This is a genomic window from Nostocoides sp. F2B08 (assembly GCF_009184895.1).
Lineage (GTDB): Bacteria > Actinomycetota > Actinomycetes > Actinomycetales > Dermatophilaceae > F2B08.
In genome coordinates, this window is sequence record NZ_WESE01000011.1 from 24,732 (window position 1) to 48,251 (window position 23,520).

Here is a 23,520-nt window from a genome sequence, read left to right on the forward strand (position 1 = left end):
CGCCAAGTCTACGACCCGGGTGAGCGCCCGCTTAGCATGGTCGTATGCGCGAGTCCGGATCCACGCGCCGTGCCCTCGTGCTCGGCAGCGGAGGACATGCCGGCATCGCCTGGGAGATCGGCCTCATCCTCGGACTGGCCGAGCACGGTATCGACGTCACTGCGGCGGATCTCCTCGTCGGCAGCAGCGCCGGGTCCGTCGTAGCGAGCCACCTCGCCCTGGGGCGGGACATCCACGAGGCGTTGGACCGGCTCGACTCACCCGCCGTCGCCGCCACCGGCACGCGGATGGGACCGAGCGTCCTGGCCCGCTACCTGGCCGCCTCAGTGCGGCCAGGGTCACGCGCGAGCGGGCGGGCCTGGTTGGCCCGACGGGCCGAGCGCTCGGCCGTCATCGACGAGGAGTCCTTCGTCGCCGCCGTCGCTCAGGGGATCGACGACGCCGACTGGCCAGATCGCGACCTGATGATCACGGCCGTGCGGGCCGACACGGGGCAGGCCGTCGCCTTCACCCGCGACAGCGGCGTGCCGCTCGCGCGGGCCGTCGCCGCGAGCTGCGCCGTGCCGCTCCTCTACCCACCCGTGACGATCCACGGGGACCGCTACGTCGACGGGGGCATCCGGACCGTGGCCAACGCCGACATGGCGATCGGCTGTGACCGAGTGCTCGTCATCGCGCCCGTCGCGTTCGCGCTCCGGCGCTCCGACCGCCCCCGGGCCCAGCTCGCCTCGCTCGGGCCTCGGGTGCGCTCGACCTGCATCGTCCCCGACGAGGCATCCCTGGCGGCGATGGGCCGCAACCTGCTCGACCCGACCTGTGCGCCGGCCGCCCGGGAGGCCGGCACCGCCCAGGCCGCGCACGTGGCCGGCCGGGTCGTCGAGGTGTGGCACGAGCCGGTGCGAACCGACGGATAGGCTGCACCGCATACCTCCGACCCCCTGCCCCAGAAGGACCTCGCCGTGACCGACCGCGACGACGCGCAGCACCTCATCACCCTCACCGAGACGTATGCCGCGCACAACTACCACCCGCTGCCCATCGTGTTGCGCGAGGGCCACGGAGCCTGGGTGACCGACGTCGACGGCCGGCGCTTCCTCGACTGCCTGGCGGGGTACTCGGCCCTGAACTTCGGCCACGGACACCCCGATCTCGTGGCGGCGGCCCACGCCCAGCTCGACCGGCTCACGCTGACGTCACGAGCCTTCTACAGCGAGGAGATGGCGCTCTTCGCCCGCGACCTGGCCCGCCTGACGGGCAAGGAGATGGTGCTGCCGATGAACTCCGGCGCCGAGGCTGTCGAGACCGCGATCAAGGTCGCCCGTCGATGGGGCTACGAGGTCAAGGGCGTTCCGGCGCACCAGGCGTCGATGGTCGTCATGGACGGCAACTTCCACGGCCGGACGACGACCATCGTGTCGTTCTCGACGGACGAGGTGGCCCGAGTCGGCTACTCGCCCTACACCCCCGGCTTCCGACTGGCCAAGTACGGCTCGCTCGCCGCGATCGACGAGCGCATCGACGACACGACCGTCGCGGTGCTGCTCGAGCCGATCCAGGGCGAGGGCGGCGTCGTCATCCCTCCGGACGGCTTCCTCCGTGAGGTGCGTGAGATGTGTTCCGCCCGGGGCGTGCTCATGATCGCCGATGAGATCCAGTCGGGTCTGGCGCGCACCGGGCGCACCTTCGCCTGCGACCACGAGGACGTCGTCCCGGACATGTACATCCTCGGCAAGGCGCTCGGAGGCGGCATCCTGCCGGTGTCCGCCGTCGCCGCCGACCGGGACGTCCTCGGCGTCATCACCCCCGGCTCCCACGGGTCGACCTTCGGCGGCAACCCCTTCGCCGCCGCGGTCGGGCGCGCCGTCGTCGCGCTTCTCGAGACCGGCGATTTCCAGGACCGGGCGGCCCGCCTCGGGAGGCGGCTCGAGGAGGGTCTGCGTCCGCTGGTGGGTGCCGGGCTCGTCGAGCTGCGGGTCCGCGGCCTGTGGGCCGGCCTGGACATCGACCCGGGCATCATGACCGGACGTGAGATGTCCGTCGCCATGATGGAGCGCGGCCTGCTCGCCAAGGACACCCACGGCTCGACCATCCGCCTCGCGCCCCCGATCGTCGCGAGCAAGAAGGACATCGACCTCATCGTCTCGACGATCACGGAGATCCTTCGGGAGCGTCGGGCCGGATGATCTTCGCGCTCACCCTCGTCGTCTGCGCGGCCAGCCTCGTCCTCATGGTGCTCGCGGGGGTGTACGCCTACCGCGACCGTCTGATCGACGACCCGCTCCTCGGCGTCGCGGCGGTCGTCCTGCTCGGCACGCTCGTCCAGCTCGTCATCGGGCTGGCCCGGATGTCCTCGATCGACGAGGGGAGTGAGCTGGCGACGTTCGCGGCCTACCTCGTGTCGTTGCCGTTCATCCCGCTGATGACGACCTTCCTGGCGATCAAGGAGAAGACGCGGTGGGCGATGGGCTCGATCGCCGTCGGCGCGTTCGCCGTGCTCGTCATGACGGCGAGGCTCCAGCAGATCTGGAACCTCAATGTCTGACCCGGTCTCGACCCCCCACCCCGGGACGACCCGTGATGCCTCTCACGACCTGCGCTCCGGGCCCGGCATCATCATCGTCTCCGTCTACGGAGTCCTCGCCCTCGCGGCGACGGGCCGATCGATCCTCCAGATCGTCGAGTACTTCGAGCGGGCTCCGCTGTCGTACGTGCTGTCCGCCTTCGCCGCCGTCGTCTACCTCATCGCCACGGTCGCCCTGGCCCGCGGTATGCGACGGCTGGCCTGGGTGGCCATCTCCATCGAGATGGTCGGGGTCGTCGTCGTCGGTATCGCCTCCTACCTCGTGCCGGACGCCTTCCCGGACCGCACCGTGTGGTCCCAGTTCGGCAACGGCTACGGCTACGTGCCCCTGGTCCTGCCGGTGATCGGGCTGTGGTGGCTGGCCCGCAGCGGGCGAGCGCCGCATACCGACTGAACGCTCCGACTGGCGCGCCGCGCACACCGAGGAGCCCCCGACCACCGAGGTGGTCGGGGGCTCCGCATCACCCGACGTCCGTCAGGTGACGGACAGGGTCACGAGGTCGACACGCAGGCCTGGTCGTAGTCGACCTGGTCCCAGGTCGGACCCTCGAAGAAGTCACCGAGTGACACGACACCGAGCGGGTTCTCGGCGTTGGGCTCGAAGACCTTGATGGCGGAGACGGCGATGTCCTTGCCGTTGCCGTTGTAGGACTGGTTCGTCGACATGCCCTGGTAGTCGACCTCGACCTCGGGCACGGCTGCGCGGACCCCCGCCCGGGTCAGGTCGCCGTTCTCCGCGGCCTGCTCGAGCACGGCGTGCATCGGGTAGGACATGAGCCAGCCGATGAGGTAGCCACCGTTCGGCGGCGGGGCGTCGAGGGTCTCCTTCATCGCGGCCAGGCCCTCACTCTCGCCGTCCCACTGCTCGCCGATGGACATGTGGTTGTAGAGAGCGGTGAGGGCCGGCGCTGCGGCACTGTCGAGGAGGGCTGGGTTCCACGTCGGCAGCGAGCCCATGAAGCGGCCCGTGAAGCCACCGGCGGCGAGCTTGCCGACGATCTCGGCGTTCTCGGCCGGCCCGACCGCGAGCACGACGACATCTGGGTCTGCCTCGGTGATCGCCGAGACGACGGCGTCCTGGTTGCCGGTGACCTGGTTCGGACCGGTCGGGACGACCGTGACGTTCTCGGCGGCGATGCCGTTGGCCTCGGCCCACTTCTCGACACCGGCCGCGGAGTCGCCGCCGTAGTCACCGGGGTATCCGACCGCGGCCACCGACTCGGGTGCGGTGTGGTTCTCGGCGAACCAGTCGAGGCCGACGATGGCCTCCGTGCAGTACGAGTAGCCGTTCTCGAGGATGAGACCGAAGTCGTTCTCCTCGAAGGCGTAGCCGGACCACCAGGACGCCGGGGCGCCGACGATGTCGGCGGCGTCCATGTCGGGCAGGATGGCCTCCGTGTTGACGGTACCGAGCGTCTGCGCGAGCGCGAGGATGTTGGGCTCGATCTGCTGGTAGGCGGCTGCGTGCTCGGCGGCCTGGTACTTCGTGTCGCGGGTGTAGGTGTCGATGTCGACCTCGTAGCCGGCGATACCGCCGTCTGCGTTGACCTGCTCCCAGTAGGCGCGCTGTCCGTCGACGATGGGCACGGCCAGCGCCGCGAACGGGCCCTCCGTGAGGTCGGAGAGGACTCCGAGGTAGATGCACCCGGTGTCGGGGTTCACCGCCTCGGGGCAGGGCTCCTCGGTGACGCCGTCACCGATCTGGATCTCGTCGGTCGCCGAGGTCTCGGTGCCGTCGGCGGTGTCGCCGTCGCCGCTCTCGTCGACGGCCGTGCACCCGGCCAGGACGAGCGCGCCTGCGGCTGCGAGGGCGACTGCCCTGCTGATGGGTCGGGGTTTCCTCATGGATGAGCTCCTTTGATCTCGTGAGGCGGGTGGAGAGGGTGGTGTTCTTCGGTCGGGGTGGTGGGGTGGTCAGTAGCTGAAGGGCCAAGCCTTGAAGTAGGTCCGGACGCGGTACCAGAGGCCGAACAGGCCCCGTGGCTCGAGCGTCAGGAACAGGATGATCAGAGCTCCGAAGAGGATGGTCTCGAGCTGGAAGATCGTGATGATGCCGCCGCCCGTGGCACCGCCGATGAAGGGCAGGTACGGCGCGAGCTCCTCGAGAATCCGGGGGAGGAGCACGACGAACGCAGCACCGATGATCGTCCCGGTGATGGTCGCGACGCCACCGATGACGACGACCGCCAGGAGCTGGATGGACAGGAAGATGTTCCACTGCTCCGGGACGATCCTCCCCACGAGGAGGGACATCAGCGCCCCGGCGAGGCCCGCGTAGGCGGAGCTGAGCACGAACGCGAGGGTCTTGGTCCGCAGCAGGTTCACCCCCATGATCTCGGCGGCGATGTCGCGGTCGCGGACCGCGGCGAAGGCCCGACCGGTCCGGCTCCGAGCGATGTTGCGCGCCATGACGCCGAGGGCGACGAGGAGGGCGAGGCAGATGAGGTACAGCGAGATGTCCTCGTCGATGATCCACGGCCCGAGGGCGTACCGGACCGACAGGTCGCGGCCGAACAGGACGGGGAGGGCGACGCCTCGGCCGACCCCCGAGCCACCGGTGAGCTGGCTCCACTGCTTGAAGATCTGCTCACCGAGCATCAGCAGACCGAGGGTGAGCACCGCGAGGTAGAGCCCGCGCACGCGCACCGCCAGCGGCGCGACGAGCAGACCGACGACCGCCGGCACGAGTGCGGCGATGGGAAGCGCGATCGCGAGATCCAGCTCGAACCCCCAGGTGGTGCTGCCCGGGCTGCCGCCGAGAACGGCGGCGGTGTAGGCGCCGAGGGCCATGAAGAACGGATGACCGAGCGAGATCTGTCCCGCGTAGCCCGTGAGGAGGTTCAGGCCGATACCCGAGATCGCGAAGACCATCGCCATCGACAGCAGCAGCGTGAGGTCGCGGGTGAGGTAGAACGGCGCGAGCAGGGCGACGACGAGAGCAGCGATGGTCCACCACCGCTTGGCCGGGGTGTTGAGCAGCGCCTGGTCCTTGGCGTACGCCGTGACGAGTCGCGGTCGGCCGCGCCGGGCCGCGCCGGGGACCGTGCCCCCGCCCTCCGAGGAGCGCAGGGAGCGGGAGTACCCGGTGAGTCGCTCCAGCCCCTGGGCCTCGCGAGCGACGGCGTCGGCCGTGCCCGGGGACGCGTCGGGTTCGGTGGCGGTGGTCATACCCGCTGCACCTCCTTGGTGCCGTACAGACCGTAGGGACGGATGAGCAGGACGAGGATCATCACGAGATAGGGCACGACGTTCTCGAAGTTCGGCCCGAGCCATGGTGCGTAGATCGGCTGGTAGGTGCTCGTGATCGAGGAGATCAGGCCGATGAGCAGACCTCCGACGACCGCACCCTTGAGGGAGTCGATGCCGCCGAGGATCAGCGCCGGCAGCGCGACCAGGGCGAACAGGGCGTCGGTGGCCTGGACGACCGAGCCGTTCGCGGCGAGGAGGATGCCGGCCAGCGCCGCCAACGCCCCTCCGATCGCCCAGGAGAGCGAGAAGACCCGGCCGACGTCGATGCCCTGGGCCAGGGCCGCCTCCTGGTCCAGCGACGTGGCCCGCATGGCCAGTCCGATCCGCGACCGGCTGAGCCACCAGCCGAGCAGGCCGAGGACCACCATCGAGATGACGAACCGGGCGATGGTGTTGTGGTAGACGGGGATCGCACAGCCCGTGTCGCTCGCGAGGAGACACACCTGCTCGAGCTGCCACGGGTCGTTGATCGTGCGTGCCGCCGAGTCGAAGAGCCGGAAGGCGACGATGAGCAGGATGGTGAACAGCCCGACCGTGACCAGGGCCGCCGCGAACACCGGCCTGCCGACCATCGGCCGGATCGCCACGCGCTCGGAGACGATTCCGACGAGAGCGGCGACGAGCATCGCGAGCACGACCGAGACGTAGAACGGCAACCCCTGTGTCACGGCGAAGTAGGAGCAGAAGAAGACTCCGATGATGAGCAGGCCGGGCTGGGCGAAGTTGAGCACACCGGTCGCCCGGAAGATGATGACGAAGCTCACGGCGAGCAGGCCGTAGACCGCTCCCGTCCCCAGTCCGCTGATCACGGACGTGATGAAGGTCGTCATCAGCCCCTCCCGAGGTCGGCGCCGGGGTACTCGCTGGTGCCGGCGTACATGTCGTCGATCAGGTGCGGCACGGTCGCCGCGAACGCGGACCGCTTGAGCTTCTGGGTCGCGGTGAGCTCGCCGTCCTCGTGGTCGAGCTCCTTGTGGAGCATGCGCAGCTTGCGCACCGACTCGACCCGAGCCAGGCGGGTGTTGACGTCGCGGACCACGTCGGCGATCAGCTCGATCACCTCGGGCTTGGTCGACAGGTCGCGATAGGTCGTGTACTCGATCCGCCGGCGGGAGGCCCAGTCCGCCACGGTGTCGAACTCGATGCCGATGATCGCGGTGAGGTAGGGACGCTGGTCGCCGATGACGACCGCCTCGCGGACGTACGGGCTCGCCTTGATCGCGTTCTCGATCTCGCTGGGGGAGATGTTCTTGCCGCCCGCGGTGATGATGATGTCCTTGATCCGGTCGACGATCTTCAGGTGCGTCCCCTCGACCCACTCGCCGACGTCGCCGGTGTGCAGCCAGCCGTCGGCGTCCACCGTCTCCGCGGTGGCCTCGGGCTTGTTCCAGTAGCCGATGAAGGTCCCGCGGTGGCGGGTGAGGATCTCCCCGGTCCGGTCGTCGAGGCGCAGGTCGATCCCCGGCTGGGGCTCCCCGACGGTTCCGAGCCGCACTCTGCCGGGCCGGTTCGCCGTCGCGACTGCGGTGTTCTCGGTCATCCCGTAGGCCTCGTGGATGAGGACGCCGATACTGAGGAAGAAGGTGAGGACCTCGGTCGAGATCGGCGCGGCGCCGGAGAGCGCCATGCGGACCTTGGCGAGGCCGAGGTGGCGACGCAGCTTGCGCCCGGCGAGGACCCAGGCGCAGAACGTCAGCACCCGGGACAGCGGAGTGTGCGCACCACCGGTGCCGATCCGCTCCTGGGCGGCCCGGTCACCGAGACGTCGCGACAGGTCGTAGGCCAGCCGCTTGACCCGGGAGGCGTTCGCCATCCGGATCGCGACGCTCGCCTGGATCTTCTCCCAGATCCGCGGAACCGCGAAGAGCACGGTCGGCTGGACCTCGGCGAGGTCGGCCACGACGGTGTCGATCGACTCGGCGAAGTGGACGATCGTGCCGTTGCGAAGGCCGCCCCATGTCGTGACTCCCCGCTCGACGACGTGTGAGAGCGGCAGGTAGGAGACGAGGACGTCGTCGTGCGTGAGGCCGTCGGAGCCGAACATCCCGTCGTCCTCGGCGAACACGTCGGTGCCGTAGGAGATGTTGTCCGCGGAGAGCATGGCACCCCTCGGCGGACCCGTCGTCCCCGAGGTGTAGATCAGGGTGACGAGGTCCTCGGGAGTCTTCTCCGCGTCGATCCGGCTCAGCAGCTCGGGGTCGCTCGCGCGCCGCTCTGCGCCTCGAGCGACGGCCTCGTCGAGGGAGAGCAGGCGTGGGTCGTCATAGTCGGCGAGGCCGCGGCTGTCGAGGTAGACGACCCACTCGAGGGTGTCGACGTCGTCGATGACCGCCATGGCCTTGTCGACCTGCTCCTGGTCCTCGGCGACGAGGACCCGGGCGCCGCTGTCCTGCAGCAGGTAACGGATCTCGGCGACCGGGTTGGTCGGGTAGAAGCCCACGACCGCGGCTCGGAGCATGTTGGAGCCGAGGTCGACGTAGAGCCATTCCGGACGGTTCTCCGACTGGATCGCCACCCGGTCGGTGGGTCCGACGCCCAGGGCGGCCAACGCATACGCCACCATCTCGACGTTGGCGAGGTAGTCCGCCCAGGTGATGTCTCGCCAGATGCCGTGTCGTTTCTCGCGCAGGGCGACCCGCTGCGGCATCTGCGCGGCGTTCTCGCGCAGCTGTCGGGACAGGTGCCAGGTCGCGTGCGTGGTCGCGGCGGAGCTGGTGGGGGTCGTCGTCGCGGTCACGAGCTCGCCTCCGAGTGGTCGAACTGACCCTTGACGTCATCGGTGGCTCCGCCGAGGTATGCGGCGATCACCGCCGGGTCGCGCTGCACCTGAGCGGGAGTCCCGAGAGCGATGCGCTGGCCGAAGTCGATGACCATGACCCGGTCGGCCAGGTCCATGACGAGCCGCATGTCGTGCTCGACCATGATCATCGCGATGCGCAGCTGGTCGCGGACGTCGAGGATGAAGCGGGCCATGTCCTCGGTCTCCTCGGCGTTCATGCCGGCGACGGGTTCGTCGAGGAGCAGCAGGACGGGGTCCATCGCGAGCGCCCGCCCGAGCTCGATGCGCTTCTTGATGCCGTAGGGGAGGATGCCGACCGGCATCTGCCGAACAGCGGTGAGGTCGAGGAACTCGATGATGTTCTCGACGTCGCGCCGGGCCCCGAGCTCGGCCCGGCGCGCGGACGGCAGCCACGCCATCGCCTGCCACCACGAGCCGCCCATGTGCTGGTGCCGGCCGAGGAGGAGGTTCTCGAGCACGGTGAGGTTGTCGAACAGCTCGATGTTCTGGAAGGTCCGCGCCACACCCTTGGCGGCGACGGTGTCGGGCCGCATCCCGAGCAACTCCTCGCCGCGCAGGCGGATCGAGCCCGTCTGGGGGCGGTACACCCCGCTGATGCAGTTGAAGGTCGACGTCTTGCCGGCCCCGTTGGGCCCGATGATCGCGAACAGCTCACGTTCGGCGACCTCGAAGGAGACCTTGTCGAGCGCGATGTTGCCGCCGAACCGGAGGGTGAGGTCATCGGCCTGGAGAAGGGGCGGGATCCCGCTCACAGATGATGCTCCTGTCGTGGGTGAGGTCATGACAGCCACCGCTTGCGCCGCTTGTAGTGCTTGACCTCGCGCAGCGATCGCTTCTCGCCGGCACCGCCGAGGTAGAACTCCTGGATGTCCGAGTCGCCTCGCAGCGTGGCGGCCGGGGCGTCCATGACGGTGAGGCCGTTCTCCATGACATAGCCGTGGTCGGCGATCGACAGCGCCATCGCTGCGTTCTGCTCGATGAGCAGGACACCCGTGCCTGCCTTGTTGATGTCGACGATGAGGTCGCGGATCTGTTCGACGATCTTGGGCGCCAGGCCGAGGCTGGGCTCGTCGAGGAGGAGGTAGGACGGCTCGGACATCATCGCCCGGCCGATCGCGAGCATCTGCTGTTCGCCGCCGGAGAGGTAGCCGGCGCGTTCGGCCTTGCGCTGGGCCAGGATCGGGAACATGCCGTAGATCCGGTCGTACTTGTCCTTCAAGCCGCTCCCGGCCTGGGTGTGCGCGCCGACTCGGAGGTTCTCCTCGACCGTGAACTCGGTGAAGACCCGCCGCCCCTCCATCACCTGGCTCACGCCCGACGCCACGACACCGGCTGCCTTGCGGGTGTCGATCTTCGCGTCGTCGAGGCTGACGTAACCGCGGGTGATCCGGCCGCGGTGGATGTCGAGCAGACCGGTCATGGCGCGAAGGAGGGTCGTCTTTCCGGCGCCGTTCGCGCCGAGGACGGCGACGATCGAGTCGGGGGCGACAGACAGGCTCGCGCCGCGCAGCGCGAGCATGACGTCTTCGTAGACGACCTCGAGATTGTGGACGGCGAGCGTCATTGCTCTCCTCGGCCTGGTACTGGTCGGGGGAGTCTCGAACGGTAGTGAGCGCACGCGCCGTGGAGGGGTTTGGCCCCACCCCCGTTACCAAGATGTGACCGACGAGTAACCCGCCTCGATCGGCCCGAACGCCACATTCGAGCGGCTGGGGTCAGACCCGCTCGAGGAGGAAGACCGGGATCCGGCGCCCGGCCGCCGTCGCGGTCACGACGTAGTCGGCGTACGGCGGGAAGGCCGCGACGCACCGCTGCCACCACTCGTCGTACTCCGCGCCGTCGATCTCCCGTGCCACCGTCGGCCAGGAGTCCGTGCCGTCCATGAGCTCGACACGTGGGTCGGCCACGAGGTTGTGGTACCACTGCGGATGCTTCGGGCCGCCGCCGATCGAGGCGACCGCCGCATACACCCCGTCGTGCTCGACCCGCATGAGCGGGACCTTGCGGATCGCCCCGGACTTCGCTCCGCGCATCGTCAGCAGGACGACCGGACGGTTCTGGATGTGGACCGAACGCGTGTCGCCGGTCTCCTCGATGACGTCCACCTGGGAACGAACCCAGCCGGTCGGGCTCGGCTCGTATGCGGCGCTCCCCTCATCCATCGGAGGACCGCTTCCACAGGTTGATGCCGGCATCCACGGCGTGGCCGTCGATCCGCTCGAGCTCCTCATCGGTGAAGTCGAGCCGCTCCAGTGCCCCGAGGGAGTCGTCGAGCTGCTCGACGCTCGAGGCGCCGATGAGCACCGACGTCACGCGGTCGTCGCGAAGCGCCCACGCAAGAGCCATCTGCGCCAGCGACTGGTCGCGTCCGCTCGCGATCTCGTCGAGCGCCCGGATGTGCGCGAGGGACGCGTCGGTCAGGAGGGCGGGGTCCAGCGACTTGTCCTGCGCGGCGCGGGAGCCCTCCGGGATGCCGCCCAGGTACTTGGCCGTGAGCATTCCCTGGGCCAGCGGACTGAACGCGATGCACCCGACACCCTCGTCGCCGAGTACGTCGAGGAGGTCTTCCTCGATCCAGCGGTTGAGCATCGAGTAGGACGGCTGGTGGATGAGCAGTGGGGTGCCGAGATCGCGCAGGATCGCGATCGCCTCTCGGGTGCGGGGTCCGGAGTAGGACGAGATGCCGGCGTAGAGCGCCTTGCCCTGACGCACAAGCGTGTCGAGGGCGCCCATGGTCTCCTCGAGTGGCGTCGTCTCGTCGAAGCGGTGGCTGTAGAAGATGTCGACGTAGTCAAGGCCCATCCGACGCAGCGACTGCTCGGCGCTCGCGATGAGGTACTTGCGCGAGCCGCCGCCCTGGCCGTAGGGACCCGGCCACATGTCGTAGCCGGCCTTGGAGCTGATGACCAGCTCGTCCCGGTAGGGGAGGAAATCGCGGCGCAGCAGGGTCCCGAAGTTGCGCTCGGCCGACCCGTAGGGCGGGCCGTAGTTGTTCGCGAGGTCGAAGTGCGTCACCCCGCGGTCGAAGGCCCGGCGAAGGATGGCCTGCTGGCGCTCCAGCGGGACGTCGTCCCCGAAGTTGTGCCAGAGGCCGAGCGAGATGGCGGGCAGGTCCAGGCCCGAGCGGCCGCAGCGGCGCCAGACCATCCCGGCGTCGTACCGGTCGCCCGCGGCGAGGTAGTCCAGGTCGTGATACGTCATGGTCGGCAAGCATGGCACGCTCCGGCCACGGGGGTAAGGTGGGCGCAGGTCATGAGTGCCAGCACGACAAGCCCCGGCTCGCTGGCCGGCAACCCTCCACTCGCGGTGGGGTGCCCCGGGTGAGGACCTGGCGGGCGCATCGTGAGGTGGGCCCGCAAGCGCGGGAGGTGTCCCGCACCCGTTTTCCTGCCGCGGGCCGTGCCCGTGGCCTCTGCTCCACTTCACGGAAAGGGACGATCACTCGATGAGTGACACCTGGGCCTTCGAGACCCGACAGATCCACGCCGGTCAGCAGCCGGACTCGGCGACCGGCGCCCGGGCGCTGCCGATCTACCAGACCACCTCGTACGTCTTCAACGACACCGAGCATGCGGCGAACCTGTTCGGGCTCAAGGAGTTCGGCAACATCTACACCCGGCTGATGAACCCGACGACCGACGTCGTCGAGCAGCGGATCGCCAGCCTCGAGGGCGGTGTCGGCGCGCTGCTGCTCGCGAGCGGCCAGTCCGCCGAGACCCTCGCCATCCTCAACATCGCCGAGGCCGGCGACCACGTCGTCGCCAGTCCGAGTCTGTACGGCGGGACGTTCAACCTGCTCAAGTTCACCCTGCCGAAGTTCGGCATCCAGGTGGACTTCGTCGACGACCCGACGTCCCTGGAGTCCTGGCGGGCGGCGCTGCGGCCGAACACCAAGCTGCTGTTCGGCGAGACGATCGCCAACCCCAAGGGTGAGGTCCTCGACATCGAGGGGATCGCCGGAGTCGCCCACGACCACGGCGTGCCCCTCGTCGTCGACAACACGATCGCGACACCGTTCCTCATCCGTCCCCTGGAGTGGGGGGCCGACATCGTCGTGCACTCGGCCACGAAGTATCTCGGCGGCCACGGCACCTCGATCGCCGGCGCGATCGTCGACGGCGGTCGCTTCGACTTCGCCGCCGACCCGGAGAAGTTCCCCAACTACAACACTCCGGAGGAGAGCTACCACGGCCTGCGCTACGGCCCCGACCTCGGTGTCGGGAGCCCGTTCGGGGCCAACCTGTCCTTCATCCTCAAAGCACGCGTGCAGCTGCTGCGCGACATCGGCCCGGCAGTCTCCCCCTTCAACGCCTTCCTCGTGGCGCAGGGCATCGAGACGCTGAGCCTGCGCATGGAGCGGCACATCGAGAACACCCACAAAGTGGCCGCCTTCCTCACCGGCCACGACCAGGTCGAGAAGGTCATCTGGGCCTCGTTGCCGGACGGGCCGACCCACGACCTGGCGCAGAAGTACTCCCCGAAGGGTGCCGGCGCGGTGATCTCGTTCGAGATCGCCGGTGGCGTCGAGGCCGGTCGACGCTTCGTCGAGGGGCTCTCCCTGCACAGCCACGTCGCGAACATCGGCGACGTCCGGTCCCTCGCGATCCACCCCGCCACGACGACCCACTCCCAGGGCACCGACGAGGGCCGGCTCGCCGCGGGGGTGACCCCGGGCCTCGTGCGCCTCGCGGTCGGCCTCGAGCACATCGACGACATCGTCGCGGATCTCGAGGCGGGCTTCGCGGCGGCGGCCGCGAGCGACGCCTGAGCCGTCCCGAAACGGGCCTGTGGATAACCCGCAGGCGTCGTCGCCGGACTGTGGCAGCGTGTCGCCATGGCAACCCTGCGTGTCGACGGTGCCGCGGTCGCGGCGCTCGGTGAGGACCTCCGCGAGGTGGCGGAGGTCCTCACCGACCTCGACGGGGTCGGGGTCCACGCGGGCGACCTCGGCGACGTGTCGGTGGCCCGCGCCCTCGACGAGCTCCTCGGCAACTGGACCGCGGTCCGGGTCGAGCTCGTGAGCGGACTGACCGCCCTGGCGTCGGCCGCGGGTGAGGCGGGCGCCGCATACCTCCAGGTCGAGGCGGAGGTCGGAGCGATGTTCGGTGGCGTTCGTGGGTAGCGGGATGACCCTCGGCGGATCGCTGGTGCCCGTGAGCGGCAGCACGGCGGGGATCCGGTCGATGGCCGACGGGCTGCGCGCCGTGGCTCTGCGGGTCGGGCTCGTGGGCGAGCGGCTCGCCGACCTGCGCGGCGCCGCCGCGTGGGAGAGTCCCGCGGGAGACCGGTTCGCGGTCGCGCTCGGGGTGCTGCCCCCGGCGCTCGACCAGGTCCGGCACCGCTACCTGGCAGCCGCCGACGCGCTCGACGAGTTCGCCGGTCACCACGACCGGGCCGCGTCGGAGACCGAGCGGCAGGCGGTGGCGCATCGCGCGGCGCTCGACGACGTCCACGCCATCGAGGACGAGATCACCCGGGCCGCGGCCGAGCCCGGCGGGGAGCACCGAGTGCCGGACCTGTATGCGCGGCAACGGGCCGCGATCGCGCGCGGCACGGCGGCGGAGGAGGAGTTCGGGGCGCAGTGGCGGTGGTTCGACGCGGCGGCTGCCGAGTGCGCCACCCGGCTGCGAGCGGCCGCCCAGGACGGGATCGTCGACACCGGCGACTACGAGGCTCTGCGCCGCGTGCGGGACCTGGCGCAGGACCTGACGTCGGCCTTCGGAGTCGCCGGCATGCTTCCCACCCCGGTCAAGGCGTTCTCGGCGGCTGCTGCGGGGGTCGGGGCGGGGGTCGTCATGGCGGCGGACACCCTTCTGCTGCTCGGCTACGACGAGGGCTCGTGGTCGGCTTTGGTCGAGACCGCTGGGTGGAACCTCGCCGGTCGGGGCGCCGCGACGATGTCGAGCGCGGCGGGGATCGGAGCGGTCAAGGGCCTCGACGGACGATGGCGCGGACAGCACCTGGCGACGGGCGACCGGCTCCGACAGGGACGGGACGAAGTACGCACACAGTCCGCCCGCCAGCGGGCCGCCCTGCGCACGCCGGTGGCCGACCGGGAGCTCTACTCGCCGCGGACGGGAGGCACCCGACCCGCGACGATCGGTCCGCGTCAGCGGGCCCACGTCCGCCTCGTCCGAGCCGTGGAGGACCGGATCGCGGTCAAGGTGGCGGGCGTCAACGACCGATGGCGGATGGCCGCCTCGGGGGGCTCCAACGCTGTCGTGCTGCAGGTGGGTGCCGACGCGGTGCGGGTTGCGGCGGCGGCTCGGGCGACCGAGCAGCACGTCCGGTCTGCCCGTGAGACGGTCCCCGCCGCGGCCGAGCGGACGAGGGACCGCTGGCAGGCGTGGCGCGAGGGCGACCGCTAGCTCGACCCGCGGGAGCGATGTCTCACATCGCGGGAGACCTTCGGGACGGCTCGACATCAGGCGACGCGGATCCTCTACGGTTGAGCCAGGTCATGAGTGCCAGCGCCAAGCCCCGGCTCGCTGGCCGGCAACCCTCCTTCCGCGGTGGGGTGCTCCGGGTGACGACCTGGCCGACGGACGCCCGTCCGGCGGCAAGCGCGGACCCGTGGTGAACCCTCCGATCCAAGGTCGGTCGACGCCTCCGGGTCCATCAGGACCAGGAGATCTCCATGTCGACCATCGCTACCGACCCTCGACCGCTCGCCGCCGGTCCGGGCCTCCACGTCGCCGGGCCGAGCCCCGTGCCGACCACGCTCGCGGCGGGGCTCACCTGTCGGCTCGCCGACGGACGGGTCGTCGAGCACGCCAACCTCGACCACGGTGCATCCGCACCGGCCCTGACGACCGTCAAGCAGGCCGTCGACTCCGCGACCCGAAGCTACGCGTCGGTGCACCGGGGGAAGGGCCACGCCTCCCAGGTGTCGAGCCGCTACTACGAGGCCGCCCGCGACGAGGTAGGCCGGTTCGTCGGCGCCCGGAGCCACGACATCGTCGTGTTCACCCGCCACACCACGGACTCGATGAACCTCCTGGCCTCCGCCCTGCCGGCCGGGACAATCGTCTTCGTCTTCGAGTCCGAGCACCACGCGACCCTCCTGCCCTGGGCACCTGAGACGACCGTCCGCCTGCCGATCCCGCACACGGTCGAGGAAGCCGGCGAGATCCTCGAGGCCGCCCTGGCGGCACACCCGGCGGCCCATCGTCTGGTGGCCCTCACGGCCGCCTCGAACGTCACCGGCGAGGTGTGGCCGCTGCACCGGCTGACCCCCATCGCCCGACTCCACGGCGCACGAGTGGTCATCGACGCGGCCCAGCTCGCGCCTCACCGGCCGGTCGACCTGCGCCGGCTCGGGGCCGACTGGGTCGCCTTCTCCGGGCACAAGCTCTACGCACCGTACGGAGCGGGAGTCCTCGTCGGCCGCCGCGACTGGCTCGACGCGGCCGACCCCTACCTCCGCGGCGGCGGAGCCTCGGTCGCGGCCACGCGCACTCACGTCGCGTGGCACCGCGGGCCGGCGCGCCACGAGGGCGGAAGCCCCAACGTCCTCGGCGCGGTCGCGCTCGCGGCGGCCTGTGCCACGTTCACCCGGCACCGGGCCGCGATCGAGGATCACGAGCGCGCGCTCTTCGAGGGCCTGCAGGACGCGCTGGCGGCGATCCCCGGGGTGCGTACCCACAGCCTCTTCGGCGCCGAGCACGACCGGGTCCCCGTCGTCACCTTCACCGTCGAGGGGCTGGACGCCGACCTCGTCGCGACGATCCTCTCCGTCGAGCACGGCATCGGGGTCCGGGACGGCCGGTTCTGCGCCCACCTGCTCGTCGACGAGCTGCTCGGGCGGGCAGGAACGGCCATCGGGTCGGGCGCCCAGCAGCGGAGTGCGGGCGCCGGGTCGGCTGTCCGGGTCAGCCTCGGGCTCGGCAACCGCCCGGAGCACGTCGAGCGCCTCGTCGCCGCCGTGCGCGATCTCGCGGAACGCGGGCCTCGGCGCACGTGGCGCCGCGACGTGCAGGGCGTCTGGCGCACCCCCGGCGTTCCGGAGGCGCCCATCGACCTCCCGTGGTGAGCGGGACGCGCCCGGGGGCCCTGCGGCAGGGCCACTCGAGTGACGTGCGCGCACCGAGAACCCGAGGTGCCCGACGTATCCTGGGCCGATGCCCCTGGCCGCAGCGCGATCCGGCGGGCGGCCCAGGTCGGGCGCCTCCGACCCGACCCCCTGGCAGGGCCGTCCGGACCTGCTCGGCTACCCCGAGGAGCTGCCGGTCGTCGCGGCCCACGACGAGATCCTCGCGGCGATCCGGGACAACCAGGTGGTCGTGATCGCCGGCGAGACCGGGTCGGGCAAGACCACGCAGATCCCGAAGATCTGCCTCGAGCTGGGTCGTGGGGCCGACGGGACGATCGGGCACACCCAGCCCCGACGGATCGCGGCCCGCTCCGTCGCCGAGCGCGTCGCCGAGGAGCTCGGGGTCGACCTCGGCGCGGAGGTCGGCTACCAGGTCCGGTTCACCGACCGCTCCACCCGCGACACCCGCCTGAAGGTGATGACCGACGGAATCCTGCTCGGTGAGCTGCAGCGCGACCGCGACCTGCGTCGCTACGACACGATCATCATCGACGAGGCGCACGAGCGCAGCCTGACGATCGACTTCATCCTCGGCTATCTCAGGTCGCTCCTGCCTCGCCGTCCGGACCTGAAGGTCGTCGTCACGTCCGCCACGATCGACCCGGAGCGCTTCGCTCGACACTTCACGACAGACCCGAGCCGACCGGTCCCGGTCATCGGGGTCTCCGGCCGGACCTATCCGGTCGAGATCCGCTACCGACCGCTGGTCGAGCGGGACGAGGAAGGCCGCACCACCGCCGACCGCGACCAGGTCACGGCGATCTGCGAGGCCGTCGAGGAGCTGTGGACCGAGCGGGCGCCGGGACCCGGCGGCCAGGACATCCTCGTGTTCCTCTCGGGCGAGCGGGAGATCCGAGATGCCGCCGAGGCGCTGCGCGGGATGGAGCTGCCGCGAACCGACATCCTCCAGCTGTACTCCCGGCTCTCCGCCGCCGAGCAGCACCGGGTGTTCGAGCGCGGCTCCAATCGGCGGATCATCCTGGCCACCAACGTCGCCGAGACCTCGATCACGGTTCCCGGCATCCGCTATGTCGTCGACACGGGCACCGCGCGGATCTCCCGCTACAGCCAGCGGACCAAGGTCCAGCGGTTGCCGATCGAGGCGATCTCCCAGGCCAGCGCCACCCAGCGCTCCGGACGGTGCGGCCGCCTCGCCGACGGCATCGCGATCCGTCTGTACGGCGAGGAGGACTTCGAGTCCCGGCCCGCCTTCACCGAGCCCGAGATCCTGCGCACCTCGCTCGCCGCCGTCATCCTCCAGATGACCTCGCTCGGCCTCGGCGACGTCGCGCGGTTCCCCTTCATCGACGCGCCGGACTCGCGACAGGTCGCCGACGGTCTCCGGCTCCTCGAGGAGCTGCATGCGATCGAGGACGCCCAGGTGAGCGGACGCGCGGACCGGCGGAGGGGTCGGGACCGACGCGGAGGGCGAGGGGAGCGCAGACGGCTCACCGCATACGGACGTATGCTCGCGAGACTCCCGCTGGACCCCCGCCTCGGGCGGATGCTCATCGAGGCCGACCGACGTGGCTGCACGGCGGAGGTCCTCGTCATCGTCGCGGCGCTTTCCATCCAGGACGTCCGGGAGCGGCCGACCGACCAGCAGACTCAGGCCGACCAGGCCCACGCCCGCTTCAAGGCGACGGGTGCAGGTGAGGGAAGTGACTTCGCCTCGGTCCTCGCCCTGTGGCGCTATCTCAAGGCGCAGCAGAAGGCGCTGTCCGGCAGCGCGTTCCGCCGGATGTGCAAGGCCGAGTTCCTGCACTACCTTCGGGTGCGCGAGTGGCAGGACCTGCACACCCAGCTCGTCTCGGCTTGCAAGGACGTCAAGCTCGACCCCCGCCGCTCGACGGCGGCGCCCGACGCGGACCCGGACTGGGACCGGATCCACCAGGCCCTGCTCGCAGGGCTGCTCTCGCACGTCGGACTGCGCGACGAGCGCACCCGCGACTACCTCGGTGCTCGCGGAGCGCGCTTCGCGATCCAACCGGGGTCCGTGCTCTTCCGACGCCAGCCCGACTACGTCATGGCGGCCGAGCTCGTCGAGACCACGCGCCTGTGGGCACGCACCAACGCCCGGATCGACCCGCGGTGGGCCGAGGAGCTCGGCGCCCACCTGGTGAAGCGGTCCTACGCCGAGCCGCACTGGTCCCGCGCCCAGGGGTCGGTGCTCGCGCGCGAACGGGTCACCATGTACGGCGTCCCGCTCGCGGTGGACCGGCGTGTGCAGTACGGCCGGATCGACCCGGAGGAGGCGCGCGAGCTGTTCATCCGGCACGCTCTCGTCGAGGGCGACTGGGACACCCGGCACCGTTTCCTCGCCGACAATGCCCGCTTGCGCACCGAGCTCGAGGAACTGGAGGAGCGATCCCGCCGCCGTGACATCGTCGTCGGCGACGAGGTGGTCTACGACTTCTACGACCGTCGCATCCCGCCCGACGTCGTCTCCGGACGGCACTTCGACTCGTGGTGGAAGAAGGCCGGTCGCACCACGCCGGACCTGTTGACCATGACGCCCGACCTGCTGACCCGCGAGGAGGCCGACGACGTCAGCGAGCGGGACTACCCCCTGCGCTGGAGCCAGGGGGAGATCGACCTGTCGGTCGGCTACCAGTTCAACCCCGGGGCGACCGACGACGGCGTCACGGTGACCGTTCCCGTCGGGGTGCTCAACCAGGTCCGGCCCGAGGACTTCGAGTGGCAGGTCCCCGGGTTGCGTGGCGAGCTCGTCACCGCACTGATCAGGACCCTCCCCAAGGAGCTGCGCCGCCGGCTCGTGCCGGCGCCCGACCACGCGGCGAAGGTGCTGCGCGACCTCCACGAGGGGCGCGGGCGCCTCGTCGACGAGGTCGCCCGGCTCGTGCAGGAGCAGACCGGGGTGCCCGTGAAGACGGCCGACTTCGACCTCGCCCGGCTGCCGGACCACGTGCGGGTCACGTTCGCCGTCACCGACGACTCGGGCCGCGTCATCGGCCGCGACAAGGATCTCGACGCACTGCGGGAGCGGCTGGCGCCGGAGGTCCGAGCCTCCGCCGAGTCGATCAGCGCGGCCGTGGGCATCGAACGGGCGGGCCTGCGGACGTGGGACCTGGGTCATCTCCCGGACGGACGTCTACCCGAGGAGATCCGGACGGTCGTCGGAGGGCTCGAGGTCGTCAGCCACCCGGCGCTGGTCGATGAGCACGACAGCGTCCGGTTGACGACACTCCCGGACCGGGCCGAGGCCGAGGCCGCGACGCGACTCGGGGTCCGGCGGCTCCTCCTGCTCGGCACCAGTCCGCCGTGGAAGCGGGTCCTTGCCCGGCTGGGAAACACCCAGAAGCTCGCCCTCGGACACAACCCCCACGGCAGCGTCCCGGCGCTGCTCGAGGACTGCCTCGCCGCCGCCGTCGACGACATCGTCGCCGAGCGCCTGCCCGCGGACGCGGTGGTCCGCACCCCAGAGCAGTTCGCCGACGTCCTGGGCGCGGTGCGCACCCATGCGGCGACGCGCGTGCTCCTCGTCATCGAGGACGTCGAGCCGGTGCTCACTCTCGCCGCCGGCGTCCGCGCCGATCTCGCCCGGCCCCGCCCGCCGGCGATGGCGGCCACCGTGGCCGACGCCCGGGCCCAGCTCGACAGCCTGATCCGACCCGGCTTCGTCGCCACTACGGGCGTGGCCCGGCTGCCGCATCTGCGGCGGTACCTCACCGGCATCCAGGTCCGGATGGAGCGTGCCGACGAGTCACCGAGTCGTGACGCCGGCCTTCAGAGCGGCATCGACGAGGTCGAGACCGCCTATGCCGATCTTCTCGACTCCCTGAGTCCGGGACGCGCCCGTGCGGCGGATGTCCGGGACATCGCGTGGATGATCGAGGAGCTGCGGGTCGGCACCTTCGCCCAGCGCCTGGGCACGGCGCATCCGGTCTCCGTCAAGCGGGTGTTGAACGCCATCCGAGCGGTGGACTGAGGGCCTGTCGCCCACCCTGCCGGTCGGCCGAGGTGCTGGGTCGGGAATGCGGACAGCGCGCATACTCGTTGGACAGGTAGTTCCCGACATGTCCGGCGGCGACGTTCCGACGGACGACCCGACACCGACGACACGAGAGGCTGGCCCCGTGCTCGACCCCCGCGCACTCCTCCGCTTCGAGGCCGACGCGACCGCCCAGGACCTGCGTCCCGGGCCGCTCGTCATCGCCATGGGTGCCTTCATCGACGCCGGGGCGACGGCCCGGCTGCTCGGCGAGCACCTGACCGGCTCCAGCACCGCCCGCGTGCTGTGCTCCTTCGACATCGACCAGGTGCTGGACTACCGCGGCCGACGCCCGGCGATGGTCTTCGAGACCAACCGGTGGACCGCATACGACGACCCGTCCCTCCTCCTCTACGCGATGGAGGACCGCGACGGGTCGCCGTACTACCTCCTCGTCGGTCCCGAACCGGACTACCAGTGGGAGCGCATGGTCGACGCCGTGCGGTTCCTCGTCGACGCGCTCAAGATCACCCTCGTCGTGCACGCGCACGGCATCCCCATGGCGGTGCCGCACACCCGGCCTGTCGGCATCACGGCGCACGCGACCGACCCCCGGCTCATCGCCGGCGCCGAGTCGCCCTTCGGGACCGTCCAGGTGCCCGCCTCGTTCACCTCGCTGCTCGAGTACCGTCTCGGTGAGCAGGGTCGCGACGCGATCGGATACGCAGTTCACGTGCCCCACTACCTGGCGCAGTCCGAGTTCGCCGAGGGCGCGCTCACCGCGCTCAACGCGATCGTCGACTCGACCGGCCTGAACCTGCCGAACGACGAGCTCGTCGAGGCGGCCGGCCTGAACCGGGCCCAGATCGCTCAGGAGGTGGCGGGCAACGACGAGGTCGGACACGTCATCACCGCCCTGGAGAAGCAGTACGACGCATTCGTCGAGGGCCGACAGCGGCCGAGCCTGCTGGCGACCGAGAGCAGCGATCTGCCGTCGGCTGACGAGCTCGGAGCCGAGTTCGAACAGTTCCTTCGCGGTGTGGGCGACCACGACCAGGACGGACCGGGCAGCCCCTGACCCGGCCGGGCGCCCTGTGAGGGCGCTCGACCCAGGGTCAGGCCTTGGCTTCGGACCACCGCTCGATCACACTGACGTCGGCGACGAACCGCACGTCCTCGGAGCCGAGCCATCGGCGGGCAGCGTCGGCCAGCGCGGCGTCCACCCGAGCCGCACACTCGGAAGCGGCCTCGACCGGCACGTGCACGAGCACCTCGTCGTGCAGGCACAGGACGATCTCCGCCCCGAGGTCACCGGTGGTCGCCCGGATCGTCGCGGCCCACGCCTTGAAGAGCTCGGCGGCACTGCCCTGGATCACCGCGTTGCGCGCGAACCGGCCACGGCCGGCCGCGACAGGAGGTGCCACGATCGCACCCTCCTCACCCGGCCGGGCCGTTCGGACCAGCCGCCCTCCGAAGGTGCGCACCGGTTCACCCCGTGCACCGCGCTCGGCTGCGTCCTCGAGCAGCGCCATCGCGACCGGGTATGCGCGCCGCAGCCCCGCGAGTGCCTCACCGGCGGTGCCGCTTCGCTGGCCGTACATGGCCGCCAGCACGGCGACCTTGGCCACCGACCGGTCCACGCCCAGACGGGAGGCGACCGGCGCATACAGGTCCGGGAAGGCGGTGGCCTGGGCCAGCGCGCGGTCGCCCGAGACCGCCGCGAGCACGCGTGGCTCGATCTGACCCAGGTCGGCGCGGACGAAGCGGTGCCCGGCGGCGGCGCGCACAGCCGGGCGCAACGCTGCCGGGAGGTTGTGCAGGCCGTTCTCCGCGGTCATCCGACCCGCCGCTCCGTCGGAGGCGGCCCAGCGGCCCCGGAGCCGGTCGTCGGGACCGACGTGGGCGTCGAGCCAGCGCCAGCCGTACGTCGTCGCGATCCGCTCACGGGTGCGCCAGGCCAGCAGCGCGGGGACGACCGGGTGCGCCTCCCGGAACGACTCCAAGGTCCATTTGCGGGTGTCGCGGACCTCGATGCCCGCCGCGAGCAGCAGCGCCCGCACCTGTGCCGGGTTACGCAGATCGGTCGACTCGCGGCCGGGAAGGTGACGCAGCACCACCGCATCGCGCTCGGCTCGGGACGCCAGCTCCTCCTCGAGGCTCGTCGGCCGGGGTCCGGCGCTGTTCGTGATGAGCTCGACGAGCCGCTCGCGGTCGACGGGCAGACCGGCCCGCTCCAGCTCGAGGCACAACAGGGCCGCGGCCGACTCCGAGGCTGCCGTCGCCAGTGCCCGCGACGCGGACCCTGAGCCCTGCCCCTGCTCGCGGGCCAGGGCCGCCTGTTGGTGCTCGGCCACCTCGAGGAGCGCGTGAGCCCACGTCAGCAGCCGCGTGGTGTCGTTCGGCAGACCCTGGGTCTGCCACGAACCGTCGAGCGCGTCGCCGCGCAGGTAGCCGGCCGGCGTGGTCAGCGACTCGGGCTCGGCCCGGTCCGCGTTCTCCTCGAAGTCGAAGAGGTCGGATCGTGGAGCGACGGGAGCGTCGGACACCGGCAGGCCCGATCGATCGCACCACAGGGTCTGCACCGAGGCGTCCACGCCGCCGCGGCGAAGGCGGTGCACCTCGGCGCAGTCCCAGACCCGCCGAGGTGCTGTCCCCAGGTCGAGGAGCGGCCTGAGGTCGGACGCCGACCAGACCGCCCAGCGCGGTGAGGGATCCAGACGCTCCACCTCGGCGATCGCTCGCGGCGCGTCGGACACGGCGCCCACCCAGGACCAGTCGTGGCGCCGGATCGCGGCATGGGTGCCGGATGGGCTCGTGACCAGGCCGTTGAGGGACACGACACCGAC

The 23,520-nt window shown here is 70.9% G+C and carries 19 protein-coding genes and 2 riboswitches; of the genes, 10 read left to right on the top strand and 9 right to left on the bottom strand.

Annotation, left to right across the window (positions count from 1 at the left end; translation table 11 throughout):
• The first annotated feature begins 44 nt into the window (after positions 1 to 44).
• Genes GA707_RS18215 through GA707_RS18230 form a run of 4 tightly spaced genes read left to right on the top strand, consistent with a single transcriptional unit; the run spans position 45 to position 2,975 of the window.
• A complete protein-coding gene (locus GA707_RS18215; protein ID WP_152179884.1) occupies positions 45 to 914 on the top strand; it encodes a patatin-like phospholipase family protein in 870 nt (289 codons plus the stop codon).
• 45 nt (positions 915 to 959) lie between these two features.
• On the top strand, positions 960 to 2,183 hold the full coding sequence (rocD, locus tag GA707_RS18220) for an ornithine--oxo-acid transaminase (RefSeq protein ID WP_152179885.1): 1,224 nt from the start codon (positions 960 to 962) through the stop codon (positions 2,181 to 2,183).
• Positions 2,180 to 2,542, top strand: a complete 363-nt coding sequence (locus tag GA707_RS18225) for a hypothetical protein (RefSeq protein ID WP_152179886.1) — start codon at positions 2,180 to 2,182, stop codon at positions 2,540 to 2,542. The genes rocD and GA707_RS18225 overlap by 4 nt, the downstream gene beginning before the upstream one ends.
• Complete coding sequence (locus tag GA707_RS18230) at positions 2,535 to 2,975, top strand: hypothetical protein (protein ID WP_152179887.1); 441 nt, start codon at positions 2,535 to 2,537, stop codon at positions 2,973 to 2,975. The genes GA707_RS18225 and GA707_RS18230 overlap by 8 nt, the downstream gene beginning before the upstream one ends.
• A 98-nt stretch (positions 2,976 to 3,073) precedes the next feature.
• Here GA707_RS18230 and GA707_RS18235 read toward each other — a convergent pair whose 3' ends face one another.
• From GA707_RS18235 to mgrA, 8 genes are all read right to left on the bottom strand, one after another.
• Complete coding sequence (locus tag GA707_RS18235) at positions 3,074 to 4,426, bottom strand: ABC transporter substrate-binding protein (protein WP_152179888.1); 1,353 nt, start codon at positions 4,424 to 4,426, stop codon at positions 3,074 to 3,076.
• Between the two features lie 69 nt (positions 4,427 to 4,495).
• Positions 4,496 to 5,749, bottom strand: a complete 1,254-nt coding sequence (locus GA707_RS18240; protein ID WP_152179889.1) for a branched-chain amino acid ABC transporter permease — start codon at positions 5,747 to 5,749, stop codon at positions 4,496 to 4,498.
• On the bottom strand, positions 5,746 to 6,660 hold the full coding sequence (locus tag GA707_RS18245; RefSeq protein WP_152179890.1) for a branched-chain amino acid ABC transporter permease: 915 nt from the start codon (positions 6,658 to 6,660) through the stop codon (positions 5,746 to 5,748). Before GA707_RS18245 ends, GA707_RS18240 begins: the two co-directional genes overlap by 4 nt.
• Positions 6,660 to 8,567 carry a long-chain fatty acid--CoA ligase gene (locus GA707_RS18250; protein WP_226963939.1) on the bottom strand — a complete coding sequence of 636 codons (1,908 nt, stop codon included), beginning with the start codon at positions 8,565 to 8,567 and terminating at the stop codon, positions 6,660 to 6,662. Before GA707_RS18250 ends, GA707_RS18245 begins: the two co-directional genes overlap by 1 nt.
• Complete coding sequence (locus tag GA707_RS18255; protein WP_226963940.1) at positions 8,564 to 9,382, bottom strand: ABC transporter ATP-binding protein; 819 nt, start codon at positions 9,380 to 9,382, stop codon at positions 8,564 to 8,566. Before GA707_RS18255 ends, GA707_RS18250 begins: the two co-directional genes overlap by 4 nt.
• 26 nt (positions 9,383 to 9,408) lie before the next feature.
• Positions 9,409 to 10,194 (bottom strand): ABC transporter ATP-binding protein, encoded by a 786-nt coding sequence (locus tag GA707_RS18260; protein WP_152179892.1) that lies wholly within the window; start codon positions 10,192 to 10,194, stop codon positions 9,409 to 9,411.
• Positions 10,195 to 10,345: 151 nt separating this feature from the next.
• Positions 10,346 to 10,792, bottom strand: a complete 447-nt coding sequence (locus GA707_RS18265; RefSeq protein ID WP_152179893.1) for a nitroreductase family deazaflavin-dependent oxidoreductase — start codon at positions 10,790 to 10,792, stop codon at positions 10,346 to 10,348.
• Positions 10,785 to 11,831 carry an L-glyceraldehyde 3-phosphate reductase gene (gene mgrA, locus GA707_RS18270; RefSeq protein ID WP_304650384.1) on the bottom strand — a complete coding sequence of 349 codons (1,047 nt, stop codon included), beginning with the start codon at positions 11,829 to 11,831 and terminating at the stop codon, positions 10,785 to 10,787. Before mgrA ends, GA707_RS18265 begins: the two co-directional genes overlap by 8 nt.
• Positions 11,832 to 11,878: 47 nt before the next feature.
• Positions 11,879 to 11,998: riboswitch (SAM riboswitch) on the top strand.
• Between the two features lie 44 nt (positions 11,999 to 12,042).
• Here mgrA and GA707_RS18275 point away from each other — a divergent pair.
• From GA707_RS18275 to GA707_RS18300, 6 genes are all read left to right on the top strand, one after another.
• Entirely contained in the window at positions 12,043 to 13,398 is a 1,356-nt protein-coding gene (locus GA707_RS18275) for a bifunctional o-acetylhomoserine/o-acetylserine sulfhydrylase (protein WP_255425105.1), read from the top strand.
• 66 nt (positions 13,399 to 13,464) lie between these two features.
• The gene (locus GA707_RS18280) at positions 13,465 to 13,752 is read left to right on the top strand and encodes a hypothetical protein (protein WP_152179895.1); all 288 of its coding nucleotides are present in this window, start codon (positions 13,465 to 13,467) and stop codon (positions 13,750 to 13,752) included.
• Positions 13,753 to 13,756: 4 nt separating this feature from the next.
• Entirely contained in the window at positions 13,757 to 14,998 is a 1,242-nt protein-coding gene (locus GA707_RS18285) for a hypothetical protein (RefSeq protein ID WP_152179896.1), read from the top strand.
• Positions 14,999 to 15,086: 88 nt separating this feature from the next.
• Positions 15,087 to 15,202, top strand: a riboswitch (SAM riboswitch).
• Positions 15,203 to 15,267: 65 nt separating this feature from the next.
• Positions 15,268 to 16,662 carry an aminotransferase class V-fold PLP-dependent enzyme gene (locus GA707_RS18290; protein ID WP_152179897.1) on the top strand — a complete coding sequence of 465 codons (1,395 nt, stop codon included), beginning with the start codon at positions 15,268 to 15,270 and terminating at the stop codon, positions 16,660 to 16,662.
• Positions 16,663 to 16,750: 88 nt separating this feature from the next.
• On the top strand, positions 16,751 to 20,671 hold the full coding sequence (hrpA, locus tag GA707_RS18295) for an ATP-dependent RNA helicase HrpA (protein ID WP_152179898.1): 3,921 nt from the start codon (positions 16,751 to 16,753) through the stop codon (positions 20,669 to 20,671).
• A 148-nt stretch (positions 20,672 to 20,819) separates the two neighbouring features.
• Positions 20,820 to 21,752, top strand: a complete 933-nt coding sequence (locus tag GA707_RS18300) for a proteasome assembly chaperone family protein (RefSeq protein WP_193315410.1) — start codon at positions 20,820 to 20,822, stop codon at positions 21,750 to 21,752.
• 37 nt (positions 21,753 to 21,789) lie between these two features.
• Here the strand turns inward: GA707_RS18300 and GA707_RS18305 are convergent, their stop codons facing one another.
• Positions 21,790 to 23,511, bottom strand: a complete 1,722-nt coding sequence (locus GA707_RS18305) for a DNA polymerase (protein WP_226963941.1) — start codon at positions 23,509 to 23,511, stop codon at positions 21,790 to 21,792.
• Positions 23,512 to 23,520: the final 9 nt, after the last annotated feature.